General features: G+C 43.4%; 11 protein-coding genes. 6 read left to right on the top strand and 5 right to left on the bottom strand.

Features of this window, described 5'->3' with window-relative positions:
* Positions 1-18: 18 nt before the first annotated feature.
* Complete coding sequence (locus H6G96_RS09275; RefSeq protein WP_190911293.1) at positions 19-564, bottom strand: shikimate kinase; 546 nt, start codon at positions 562-564, stop codon at positions 19-21.
* A gap of 717 nt (positions 565-1281) precedes the next feature.
* Here H6G96_RS09275 and H6G96_RS09280 point away from each other — a divergent pair.
* Positions 1282-1476, top strand: coding sequence for a hypothetical protein (locus H6G96_RS09280; RefSeq protein WP_190729288.1), 195 nt, complete (start codon positions 1282-1284; stop codon positions 1474-1476).
* Between the two features lie 15 nt (positions 1477-1491).
* On the opposite strand, the gene H6G96_RS09285 is transcribed toward H6G96_RS09280, so the two are convergent.
* From H6G96_RS09285 to H6G96_RS09295, 3 genes are all read right to left on the bottom strand, one after another.
* The gene (locus tag H6G96_RS09285) at positions 1492-2190 is read right to left on the bottom strand and encodes a LapA family protein (RefSeq protein ID WP_190911186.1); all 699 of its coding nucleotides are present in this window, start codon (positions 2188-2190) and stop codon (positions 1492-1494) included.
* A gap of 166 nt (positions 2191-2356) precedes the next feature.
* Positions 2357-2977 carry a UbiX family flavin prenyltransferase gene (locus H6G96_RS09290; protein WP_190911187.1) on the bottom strand — a complete coding sequence of 207 codons (621 nt, stop codon included), beginning with the start codon at positions 2975-2977 and terminating at the stop codon, positions 2357-2359.
* A 17-nt stretch (positions 2978-2994) separates the two neighbouring features.
* Positions 2995-5346 (bottom strand): ribonuclease R family protein, encoded by a 2352-nt coding sequence (locus H6G96_RS09295; RefSeq protein ID WP_190911188.1) that lies wholly within the window; start codon positions 5344-5346, stop codon positions 2995-2997.
* Positions 5347-6372: 1026 nt separating this feature from the next.
* On the opposite strand from H6G96_RS09295, the gene H6G96_RS09300 reads away from it, so the two are divergent.
* Positions 6373-7260 (top strand): hypothetical protein, encoded by an 888-nt coding sequence (locus H6G96_RS09300; RefSeq protein WP_190911189.1) that lies wholly within the window; start codon positions 6373-6375, stop codon positions 7258-7260.
* A gap of 169 nt (positions 7261-7429) precedes the next feature.
* Here H6G96_RS09300 and clpP read toward each other — a convergent pair whose 3' ends face one another.
* Complete coding sequence (gene clpP, locus H6G96_RS09305; protein ID WP_190729283.1) at positions 7430-8041, bottom strand: ATP-dependent Clp endopeptidase proteolytic subunit ClpP; 612 nt, start codon at positions 8039-8041, stop codon at positions 7430-7432.
* 463 nt (positions 8042-8504) lie between these two features.
* On the opposite strand from clpP, the gene H6G96_RS09310 reads away from it, so the two are divergent.
* The 4 genes from H6G96_RS09310 (at position 8505) to H6G96_RS09325 (ending at position 11888) form a co-directional block, all read left to right on the top strand.
* Positions 8505-8660, top strand: coding sequence for a hypothetical protein (locus H6G96_RS09310; RefSeq protein WP_190911190.1), 156 nt, complete (start codon positions 8505-8507; stop codon positions 8658-8660).
* Between the two features lie 172 nt (positions 8661-8832).
* Positions 8833-10887, top strand: coding sequence for a thioredoxin domain-containing protein (locus tag H6G96_RS09315; RefSeq protein ID WP_190911191.1), 2055 nt, complete (start codon positions 8833-8835; stop codon positions 10885-10887).
* 25 nt (positions 10888-10912) lie between these two features.
* Positions 10913-11290, top strand: a complete 378-nt coding sequence (locus tag H6G96_RS09320) for a VOC family protein (RefSeq protein ID WP_190911192.1) — start codon at positions 10913-10915, stop codon at positions 11288-11290.
* A gap of 1 nt (position 11291) precedes the next feature.
* Positions 11292-11888, top strand: coding sequence for a molybdenum cofactor guanylyltransferase (locus H6G96_RS09325; protein ID WP_190911193.1), 597 nt, complete (start codon positions 11292-11294; stop codon positions 11886-11888).
* The last annotated feature ends 68 nt before the right edge of the window (positions 11889-11956 follow it).

Below are 11956 nucleotides of genomic sequence, written 5' to 3' on the forward strand. Positions count from 1 at the left end.
TTAGATTAATATTCCCTATTAATGAGAAACAGTTTTTTTTAGTACGCCAGGAATTGCCTCAAGTATTCGCTTGGCAATGTCTTCAGGTGTATCTGCCTCTTGCACGGTAATGTGCAAATCAGCTTGAGAGTAAAGTGGTGTTCGTTGTTCGAGGAGCGATCGCAATTTGCCTTTAGGATCAGCATCTTGCAAGAGTGGTCTTGTGGTATCCTCAGCTAAACGGCTGTAAATTAGCTCCACTGGCGCATCTAGCCACACTATTAAACCGTGGTGCAAGTAACCCCAATTTTCTCGCCGCAGTACAATGCCCCCACCTGTTGATATAGTCAAATTTGTAAAAGCACAGACTTGTGAAAGCACGTCACTTTCTATCTGGCGAAATCCTGCTTCCCCAACTTGGGCAAATAACTGATTGATAGATTTACCTGTTGCTTGGGCAATGACATCATCGGTATCCACAAACCCATAACCCAGTTCCTTTGCCAGTAAGCGCCCTACTGTCGTCTTACCAACACCCATCATGCCAATTAAATATAGGTTGACTCCTTGTAATAAGCTGCTCACTAGTTGCTTTGCTCCAATTATAAATTGTGAGTACTGAGTCACAGTTTCCAATTATAAACTGCCTTAACGCACTTCATTATGTATAAGAATAAGAAAGCGATTGCAGTGTCTAAATCCCCAACTTCGTAAAGTTTTTCGCTTATCTAACTTTTCACGAATTATTTAGGACTGCTATATAAATTTTCTAACTCGTAATTATTTTTAAATTGTACAAATTCATCTTCTATTTGAGTTAAATCAACCGTCGTTATTACTATTGTTAATGTATTTAAAGTAACCAAGGCAATAAGTTAACGATTTTTCTGTGAAATTACCATAATATAAACGAAGAATTTCTCAGGAATGTAGTAACTCGCCTCAATTAACTTTGTATTTGCTGCATAGCGATCGCTATGCTTAATAAAAAAAATAATATAGCTTCTTTGAAACTTTATTCAAACAATTACTGTCTATCTAAATAATCCGAATTTTCACTTTAGTGGGTAATTTTAAGTATACAAGACACTGTGTTTCTACCAGCACCGTGTAGTTATTCTAAAAATCTAGTCATAACAAGCTCTGAGCAATTAAATGTTTCTGATGAAGGTGTAAATAATGACTTATATACTGCGATCGCCCAAAAAACTTTGCAAATTTGAAGTTTTGGCATAAAGACTACTGCATATTTCACCCCAATAAGCCTGAATGAATAAATATAGGATGAATGAGGCGTCAACTATGACTCGAATTCGTGACGTTGTACAAAAAGCTTTAGCAACTGGCTATTTGACAGTAGAAGCTGAAAATCAACTACGACAATTGTTGACTACCCGGTATGAATTGGAAGATTTTAATGCTTTCATGACTTTGCAGGAAGCTGCTATGACTGGTAAGGTCAAGCAGGAGTCTAGAGAACGATGTGGCATCAAGTAGAGAGCCTGCTGCATCTCACCGACGGGAGCGTTTATCATCATCCTCAAAATCATCATCATCATCAAAAAATTCCCAATCATCATCATCACTTTGATTGGTAGTTGGCGGCTGATAAGGGGGGATGATCACCCGGTAGTCAGCATCATAAACGGATTCAGTTTTTCCCACAGCCGTATTTTTGGGTTCGTGGTAGCTGTAAGAATAAACTGAACCGGACTGAGAACTGCTTTTGACTTCTGATTGACGTTCGTAAGTTTTAGAATCTTTAGGCTGTTGAGCTTGAGGATTAGGGGTAGGTGCTTCGTCTGAGCTTTCATCAAAGTTCCAATCATCATTACTGGCATTTGTCTCCCAATCATCAAATACATCACTGCTAGGCTCTTCTTTTTTACTAGCTGGTGGTGGAGAACTGGCAGGACGAGATGTAGGTTCTTCTCTCCGGTTTGCCTTGGCACGAGCCGAAGTTGTGCTTCGGCGGTCAGGAGTTTGGCGTTGTCCTCCCCCAAAATAGTTGGATAAGTTAAACAAGGTAGCAATCAATATAGATGTGAAAGCACCAGTGGCAGTACTGAATAAAATCCATATCGCTAGTGGTAATGGTTGAGTTTGCACGCCCAAAAATACTAGCGATATCGCAGGTGACCAATTTTGGACTAACAACAGCGTTAGTCCTCCCAGTACCGCCACCAATAAAATTAAGCGAATTACAGCCATAGCAATTTTGTCAGTTGTCAGTTATCAGTGGTCAGTTGTCAGTGGTCAGTTATCAGTCTGATTACTCTTCACTAATTACTGTTCACTGACTACTGACACTATCAGCCATCTCTATCATTACCCTTTTAGGACTATTGTGAAATTTCCGATGAGTCCACTGAGGGCATTAGCGACGACCTTCCCACCTCTGAATTGGGATGCAGTCAATATCTAGTTGATCTAAAGCACGGGCGACTACAAAATCAACTAAATCTTCAATGGTTTGGGGATTATGATACCAAGCAGGAATAGCGGGGACAATTCTCACTCCAACTTCTGCTAGAGAGGTTAAGTTACGCAGGTGGATGAGGCTAAAAGGCGTTTCACGAGGAACAATGACCAGCTTTCGTCCTTCTTTGAGTTGGACATCCGCCGCCCGTTCTAGTAAATCGGAACTCAAGCCAACCGCTAACTTTGCTACTGTACTCATGCTGCATGGAATAATTATCATCCCCAGAGTGGCAAAGGAACCACTGGCAATCCCAGCTCCAACGTCACCCCAAGGATGGCAGCGGAGTTTACCCGAAAGTTCAACTCCAGCTTGCTCTCGCCAGAATTGTTCTTGCCCGCTTGGTTCTGATGGCATCCGAATTTCCTGTTCTGACTGCCAAACCATGTAAGTAGATTTAGAAGCAACCAATTCAATACTATAATCTGCTTCTAGCAAAAATTTGATCGCGCGAACAGCGTAAATCAGACCAGATGCGCCCGATACGCCTAAAATTAGAGGTTTAGTTTTATTTGACACTAACGTTGTAGTTGATTTTACTCATCCTCAGAGTAAGGGTCTATATCATCAGACTCCATATCATTTGGTAAGTAGAGGTCTGAAAGATCGTCATTGGAGCCATTACCAGTTAAACCTTTGGGTACACCATCGCTGCCGACTGTTACCAAATCAATTTGCTGACGGTAATAATCGACACTCTTAACTTGTACGGCGACGCGATCGCCTAATCTGTAAGAAGCGCGATTTTTGCGCCCAAACAGTGCCTGTTGTCTAGCGCGATATTCATACCAATCGTCTTTGAGAGAACTAACGTGTACTAATCCTTCTACCCTCAAAGGCACACCAGGATTACTGCTAGATTCCACTTCATCTGCTGGGACTTCAATTTCCACAAAGAAACCGTAGGATTGAACGCCAGTAATCACACCTTGAAATACCTGTCCGATGCGTTGCTTCATCAGTTGGGCTTTTTGCAGCCCGGCTAAATCGGCTTCAGCCTCTTGGACTTCTTTTTCTCGGTCGTTGATTTGGACAATTACCCTAGTTAAATCGCTTTGCAATTCTTGTTGCAACTCTGGGGGTAAAACGTTCCAGTTAATTTCCTCGTGGCTGGAGGAGTGACGCAGGTTAACGCGCTCTCTAACACGAGTGTTGCGGCGATCGCGTCCGTTTTCGAGTAGCGCGTAATACACTCTCTGCATCAGCAAATCTGGGTAACGCCGCAGAGGAGCGCTAAAGTGGACATATTGCGGTAGTGCCAGACCAAAGTGAGAACCTTTGGTAGTGCTGTACGCAGACGGCTTAAGGGTATCTTGTAACAAGTAAGTCAGAACTTGCTCAGAGGGAGATTCCGCAAAAGCTGTAGTCAGATGTTGATAATCTAAGGGTTGGATATCGACTTCTGGATCTAGTGTGAGGTCAACGCCTAAATTGACTGCCAATTTCAGCATTTCCTGAACATCTTCGACATCGGGCGTACCTTGAACTCGCCAGATGGCGGGAACACCAAGAGCATTTAAGTGAGTTGCAACCAGTTGATTAACTAACAGTACCAACTCTGTGAGTAGCGATCGCACTGGTAAATCATTCACCACCACAGCGCCTAAAATCCCTTCATCATAGTAGGCGTTTTGGCTAGGCGGCAGATTTAACTGGAGGCTACCACGAGTCAACCGTACCTGTTTGATGGCTGTTTGCAAGGCTTGGAGGTCTTGCAGGATTTGGGAAACCTGTGATGATTCTTGGGCTTCACCTGTAAGAATTGCTTGGGCTTGTTCAGTAGTTAGTGCAGTTTCGACATTAATTACACTAGGTTGAATTTCCCACTCCAGGACTTGTCCAGATTGGGGATCAATGGTAATTAAAAAAGAGATAGTTAAGCGATCGCTCCCAGGTACTAAAGAACAGCGTTCTGCCACACCTGGGGGCAAAATTGGCAACACTAACTCTCCCAGATATACTGATTTGCCCCGTTTGAGTGCTTCTCTATCCAAGGCTTCATCAGGTTGGACATAGTGAGAAACATCGGTAATATGAACGCCTAAAAGCCAATTTCCGGCTAAGTTCTTTTCTAAACTAAAAGCGTTTTCTATAACTTTGGTATCGCCATTTACCCCTTCAATGGTGAAGGTAAATAAATTACGCAAATCCAGCCGATTTTTCAGGTCTGCTTTAAGTAGCTTTTTGGGCAACTTGGCGGCTGCATCTAGTACATTATCTGGAAAAGTCCGGGAAAGGTCATGTTTACACGTAACTAAATCTATATCAGCAGCAGCTTCAGCATCGCTACCGAGGACTTGTACCACTCGACCAAGGGGAGGATATTGTGCTAACGGGTAACGCAAAACTTCCACATGAACCAAGTGATCGATCGCTTCTTCCAACTTTGCCTCGTTAGGTTGAATCTTCAGTTCAAACAGCAATCGATCATCTAAAGGCACAGCCCGGAAACCAGCTTCCACCTGCTTAATTCGTGCCAGTAAAGTGTGGTTAGAACGTTCTAGAATTAGCTTCACCTCCCCTTCAGGAGAGCGACGACGGCTGCCTTCTTTGAGAACTCTTACCAAAACGCGATCGCCATTCCAAGCATTACTCAAATGACTTTCGCGGATGTAAATATCCTCGGCTCCTTCGACATCTTGAATAGCAAAGCAAAAGCCTTTACTAGAACAACGGAGCTTTGCCTCGATTACTCCCTCTTCGGAGACACGGCGGTACTTGCCCCGTTCTTTCACTAAAATACCGATTTTTTCGAGAACATCTAAGGCAATGTGAAGTTTCTGTAAGCTTTTTTCATCTTCACAGCCAAGTTTCTTTTCTAAAACCTTCCGAGCTACCAATTTATCATCGGTGAAATTGGCAAGGAGTGTAGCGATTGAAAATTCCATGCAGTGAACCGACCTTTGGTCAAAACATCATTGGTTGTTTAATCTGGTTCTTTTCTGTATACCCTCACGGCTTACAGAAACAAGCTGGAAGCGAATTGCCCAGAGGCAAGGCTTCCTAAGTTCTAAGGAAAGGAAGCCCAACCCAGCAAGAGTGGGAAACTACTCCGGCAGTTCCAAGCAAAGGAAGCCTACCCACGGACAACTCTGGGCATCTACGAACTTCTCACTGCACGATGCTCTCAGAATTCGCCTGCGTTCAACTCTCTTCATCTAACCAAACTGAGAAAGTACGCCTGATTTAAATCTAGCCCCGCTAGGTAATTACGCGACGGGTTTTTGAGAAGCTGGGTTTAGAGAATCCATACTGCTCAAAAGCGCTATGCAGGGAAGCCACTGCGGTCTTGAGGTCTCCCGAAGTGGAGGAGGCAGTGCGGTCTTCTCCCAAAGGGAGAGGCTAGCGCCAAGGGGTCTCCCCAAGTGGAGCAACTGCCGTCAAGTGGCGTGGAAATTACAGGTGTTTGATTGTCTAGAGTGAAGGTAATTTTACGCCATTAGAATCTGATTTTTGACTCGGAGGAACTGCCGGTGAACCCAATTTACCCACATGTAGAATCGGTAACAATTAGGTGAGCAGCTTAATAAGCAGTGAGGGCGAACCGTATCTCCATTATTGTAGATTTAGAGCGCATTTCCAGAAAATAGTTCTAGATATTAAGTTGGGTAATCAGTATAGCATTGCAGGCAAGACTACCCAGATAAGTTAGCACTAGCTAAAAATTTCGTCAAAAAAGTGCTGCTGCTACAATTGGGACACAGGATAAAGTAAGAATATCACTTTGATGGCTCAGAGCAGAGAATTATACCTACTCATCGCCTCTCAAGAAACCAATAACACATGGTAAGCAATATTGGCAGGCATTCTGGGTATCGAGTGGATGTAAATTAAAGTAAGGGCAGATGATCTCGCTTGAGCATACAGGCAGTATCAACCCCGTTATTAAAAATATTTAGATTGGTAGCAATATTATGTTGGCTCAATTCCAGAGCTTGTATCCCAAGGGCAGTCTGATTTCTGAATTAGTGCAAATTTTTCAAGGAAAATATATTGTCCGGGCAAGCGTGCAAATAGAAGGTGTAACCCGTGCTACGGGTATGGCAGCAGCAGAAACAGTAGAAGCAGCAGAAGACCAAGCCCGAACCAGGGCGCTGATAGTTTTGGGTATTACAAATGCGCCACAGCAATCAGTCGCATTTAACTCAAATCCAATTCCCCCAGCGCAGCTAAACCCTTCCTTGAATACCAAAAGTGGATTAGATGAGTCTGCTGCCTATTCCTCTGCCAAAGATCAAGATTTTGTTAGTAGTCAGTGGCCAGTAGTCAGTGACAAAGAAATATCTATACCGCCTTCCAAGGTACGGAACATCAAACCAGAGGTAGTAACAAACAATAATGAACAGTACGGGTACAGCAGTGGTGCGTCCCTACCAAGCGATAGCTATAGCCAGGATTTAGGTCAAAACTTTCCTGTGACAGCCAACAAGGAGCTAGAATTTGATCCTCCAGTGGAAAACTTGGAAATAACCTTTGATAAACAGGTGGAAAATCAAACATTTCCAGAGATTTCTGCTAATAATGTCACACCATTTACACCTCGGAGTTACAGCCCTCAAGAGAATATCGCTACCCCGCCAGTGGCAGGAAAGAGAAAGAAGAAAGCTGAACCTGTTGATTTATCGGATGTAATTGCTAAAACAGATGTCGAACTTCAGCGTTTAGGCTGGACACCAGAACAAGGACGGGAACATCTGATTGAAACATACGGTAAGCGGGGGCGTACTTTGCTAACTGAAGAAGAATTACACGGATTCCTCAAATACTTACAATCTCAGCCAGACCCAATAGCAGGATTTTGATTTGTCATTAGTCATTAATTATTTGTAAGGACTAATGACTAATAACGTAGTCTGTTGAATCTAAATCGAGTTTTGAAGTCAAATAACCCCTTTTCATCAGTGAAAAGGGGTTATTTTTAGGGTTTAAGCGAATTAAAAGTGGTAAATCACCATTTACGGCTAGCTACTATTAATTAAGAACAGCAACTGCGGGGCGACTACCAGCAGCGTGACGGTCAATCACTTCGTCAATTAAGCCGTATTCTCTGGCTTCCTCTGGTGACATGAAGAAGTCACGTTCAGTATCTTCAGCAATTCGCTCAATTGGTTGACCTGTATGTTCAGCTAAATAGTCATTTAGCCGCTTCTTGTGGTACAAAATTTCCCGCGCCTGAATTTCGATATCAGTCGCTTGTCCTTGAGCGCCACCTAGAGGTTGATGAATCATAATCCGAGAATGGGGTAAACTCATCCGCTTACCCTTAGCACCAGCGCTGAGGAGGAAAGCGCCCATACTCGCCGCCAATCCGGTACAAATTGTACAGACATCAGGGCGAATGTGTTTCATAGTGTCAAAAATGCCCATACCAGCCGTCACCGAACCACCGGGAGAATTGATGTACATATAAATGTCTTTCTCCGAGTCTTCGGCATCCAAATACAGCAGTTGGGCAACAATCAAGTTAGCAATGTTGTTGTCAACTTGTTGTCCCAAAAAGATGATGCGCTCACGCAACAGCCGTGAGTAGATGTCAAAGGCGCGTTCGCCTCGACCCGATTGTTCAATAACGATAGGAATCATGGAAGCGTGTTTGTGGCTACTTTAAATACATTTTATCGGTGACAGCACGAAACTGGGGTTTATCTCTACTGTTCCTAAGCAGATAAATCAATCCTTTCTCGTTTTCCCTTGTCTAATACAGCGATTTTCAGTTGAGCAAACTATAAAATTTAACCCTTCAGGGCACTTTTTAGGAACAGAAGGTGTCTAAAAAAAAGGAAAAACAAATTAAAAACTCTAATTATCGCCAACCTCATATCTCGGCATTTGCTGGACAACTTTGGCGATGTAGTAATTAAGCCGATAACCGAAATCCAACTTGCTTAGGGAATTGTGTTAAATCAGTAACATTTTAAACATTTTTTTAGCATTTTCCTCAGCAATTCTCAAGTTATTTTTGTTAGATTCGGTAAATCGATAGTACGAGGTGTATTTAGAATAACCAGTCCTACTTTAATGCTATCCACCCAGAGAGAGACGTGCCATGCTGGAAAAACTTGTACACGCCGCCATCATCACCTTCTTGCTCCACTTGATAGCAGGACTTAGCCCAAATACTATGATTCAGACAAGGACAGCATCACCTGTGCCAGAAACGCCACCAAATATCGTTAGCTTACTATTGCGATCGTTTCAGTAAAAATATTTCACAAATTGTACAGGTGTCGGCGATATCAAAGACATGGGCTACTGTCTCTTACCCAAGGGATAATTCGCTCGTAGGATTTCTTGCTTATATACATAGCCGTTTAGGCTAACACTTCTGGGAACAGGATAGACTGAGCAAAGAAGGCAACTACTTGCGTTTAATCATGACTAATCGCCTTGCTGAAGCTAAGAGCCTCTATCTCCGCAAACACGCCGAAAACCCGATTGATTGGTGGTCTTGGTGTGATGAAGCACTTGCAACTGCAAGGGCGCAAAATAAACCGATTTTTCTCTCCATTGGCTATTCTAGTTGCCACTGGTGTACTGTCATGGAAGGCGAGGCTTTTTCTGATATTGCGATCGCTGACTACATGAATGCTAATTATCTTCCCATCAAAGTAGACAGGGAAGAAAGACCTGACCTCGATAGCATTTATATGCAAGCTTTGCAAATCATGAGTGGTCAAGGGGGTTGGCCTTTAAACGTATTTCTTTCCCCAGAAGATTTAGTGCCGTTTTATGCCGGTACTTATTTCCCTGTAGACCCGCGCTATGGTCGTCCTGGATTTTTACAGGTGTTGCAAGCGCTTCGCCGTTACTACGATACAGAAAAAGCAGAATTACAGCAACGCAAAGCCTTAATTATTGAGTCGCTGCTCACGTCTGCGGTGTTGCAAGATGGTACAACAGATGAGCTTGAAGACCGGGAATTACTCCACCAAGGTTGGGAAACCAGCACAAGTGTAATTACTCCTAGTCAATCAGGTAATAGCTTTCCGATGATTCCCTATGCAGAATTAGCACTGCGGGGAACTCGATTTAATTTTGAATCTCGCTATGATGGCAAGCAAGTTTGTACCCAACGCGGACTAGACTTAGCGCTGGGAGGCATTTACGACCATGTGGGCGGTGGTTTTCATCGCTATACTGTTGACGCTACTTGGACAGTACCCCACTTTGAAAAAATGCTCTACGACAATGGACAGATTGTGGAGTATATAGCTTCTTTATGGAGTGCAGGAGTACAAGAAGCAGCCTTTGAGAGAGCAGTTGCTGGTACTGTACAATGGCTGAAGCGAGAAATGACCGCGCCTGAAGGTTACTTCTATGCTGCTCAAGATGCCGACAGCTTCATTGAACCCACGGCAGCAGAACCAGAAGAAGGAGCCTTTTACGTCTGGAGTTACAGCGAACTTCAACAACTGTTAACGCCTGAAGAATTAAGGGAATTAGAACAGTTTACTGTGACACCTAACGGCAACTTTGAAGGGCGCAATGTCTTGCAAAGGCGCTATTCTGGCCAACTGAGTGCAACTGTGGAAACGGCTCTGGGTAAGCTGTTTACCGCTCGCTATGGCGTTAGTTCTGAGTCTTTAGAAACTTTTCCCCCGGCTCGTAACAACCAGGAAGCAAAAACCACTAACTGGCCAGGCCGCATTCCCTCTGTGACAGATACGAAGATGATTGTCGCTTGGAATAGCTTGATGATTTCTGGTCTGGCTAAAGCTGCTGGGGTTTTCCAAGAACCGTTATATCTGGAATTAGCAGCACGAGCAGCAAATTTTATCTTGGAAAATCAGTTTGTCGATGGGCGTTTTCAGCGACTCAACTATCAAGGAGAACCGACTGTGTTAGCGCAGTCTGAAGATTACGCCTTTTTTATTAAAGCTCTCCTAGATTTACAAGCTTCCAACCCTGAGCATAAGCAATGGTTAGAAAAAGCGATCGCTATCCAAGATGAATTCAACGAATTTCTCTGGAGTGTTGAATTAGGTGGTTATTATAATACATCAACTGGTTCTAGTCAAGACTTAATTGTGCGGGAGCGCAGTTACGTTGATAATGCTACACCATCAGCTAATGGAATTGCGATCGCTAACCTTGTGCGTCTCGCCCTACTCACCGATAATCTAGATTATTTGGATTTAGCAGAACTTGGCTTAAAAGCTTTTAGAAGTGTAATGAATCGCGCTCCTCAAGCTTGTCCTAGCTTGTTTACAGCTTTGGATTGGTATCGTAATTCTACCTTGATTCGTAGTACCACTGAGCAAATAAACTCTCTGATCCCCAAGTTTTTACCAACAGCTGTGTTTACCGTAACATCTGATTTACCAGAGGGAAGCGTTGGGTTAGTTTGCCAAGGTTTGAAGTGCCTTGCACCAGCAGCAAATGTAGAGCATTTATTGCAGCAAGTGCAGCAAAGTCAAAATCGAGGATAGTTTTGGTAACATCGGACGCATAACCATGAATAAACCGCCTGTACTTGGAAACATCAGTCCTATTATTCCTGCTGGTGGCGATATGGAAAAAGCGATCGCTTTCTATGAACAACTTGGTTTTACAACAATTCATAAAGAAGGCGATCCGGTGATTATGGCAATTATCAAACGCGACTGTGCAGAAATTTTTCTGCAAAAAAATGACGATCAACACCTTGCAGAATGGACAACTTTTCGAATCAAAGTTGATGGTATTGAGCAGCTTTATCAGGAATTTCAAGCACAAGGTGGACAAATGATTCATCCCAACGCTCAGTTGCAAACACAACCCTGGGGAATGAAGGAGTTTGCAATTATTGATGTAGCTGGTGTGTGCATTACGTTTTTTGAGCCAGAAAACTAACATGACTATCCGCAGCAAATTAACTGCCATAGTCTTAGCAGGTGGCAAAAGTTCTCGTATGGGTCAAGATAAAGCCCTGATTCCCATTCAAGGAGTTCCATTGTTACAGCGAGTTTGTAGCATTGCTCAAAGCTGCGCTGATGTTGTTTATATAGTCACTCCCTGGCCAGAACGCTACCAAGACTTGCTTTTGCCCAATTGCCAATTTATCCGAGAAGTGCCTTTATCTGAAGAATCTCTAGCCCACGGGCCTTTAGTTGGATTTGCCCAAGGGCTAGCCGAAGTCAAAACAGAATGGGTGCTGCTGCTAGCTTGCGATTTGCCGAGGTTGCGGGTTGAGGTGTTGCAAGATTGGGTAACTAGACTTGATAGCGTGGGGGATAATGCGATCGCAGCTTTAGCTCATCATCCGAAAGGTTGGGAACCTCTATGTGGTTTCTACCGCCGTTGCTGTTTGCCACAACTTTTAGAGTTTATCAACCAAGGGGGGCGATCGTTTCAGCAATGGCTTCGGCAATATCCTGTAGAAGTTTTGCCTTTACCAGAACCCGAAATGCTGTTTAACTGTAATACACCAGAGGATTTGGCTTTAAGTTAATTGAAAAAGAGTTCAGAATTCAGAATTAATTAGTGGGGGATGAGAAAGATGAGGAAAATTTTCATTCT

This window comes from Nostoc sp. FACHB-892 (genome assembly GCF_014698795.1).
GTDB lineage: Bacteria > Cyanobacteriota > Cyanobacteriia > Cyanobacteriales > Nostocaceae > Nostoc.

Excerpts from the sequence above, each read along its gene's own strand:
- H6G96_RS09310 (WP_190911190.1), top strand. The coding sequence starts at position 8,505 with ATGCTGGAAAAACTTGTACACGCCGCCATCATCACCTTCTTGCTCCAC.
- H6G96_RS09315 (WP_190911191.1), top strand. The coding sequence starts at position 8,833 with ATGACTAATCGCCTTGCTGAAGCTAAGAGCCTCTATCTCCGCAAACAC.
- H6G96_RS09295 (WP_190911188.1), bottom strand. The coding sequence starts at position 5,346 with ATGGAATTTTCAATCGCTACACTCCTTGCCAATTTCACCGATGATAAA.
- H6G96_RS09300 (WP_190911189.1), top strand. The coding sequence starts at position 6,373 with ATGTTGGCTCAATTCCAGAGCTTGTATCCCAAGGGCAGTCTGATTTCT.
- H6G96_RS09325 (WP_190911193.1), top strand. The coding sequence starts at position 11,292 with ATGACTATCCGCAGCAAATTAACTGCCATAGTCTTAGCAGGTGGCAAA.
- H6G96_RS09280 (WP_190729288.1), top strand. The coding sequence starts at position 1,282 with ATGACTCGAATTCGTGACGTTGTACAAAAAGCTTTAGCAACTGGCTAT.
- clpP (WP_190729283.1), bottom strand. The coding sequence starts at position 8,041 with ATGATTCCTATCGTTATTGAACAATCGGGTCGAGGCGAACGCGCCTTT.
- H6G96_RS09320 (WP_190911192.1), top strand. The coding sequence starts at position 10,913 with ATGAATAAACCGCCTGTACTTGGAAACATCAGTCCTATTATTCCTGCT.
- H6G96_RS09285 (WP_190911186.1), bottom strand. The coding sequence starts at position 2,190 with ATGGCTGTAATTCGCTTAATTTTATTGGTGGCGGTACTGGGAGGACTA.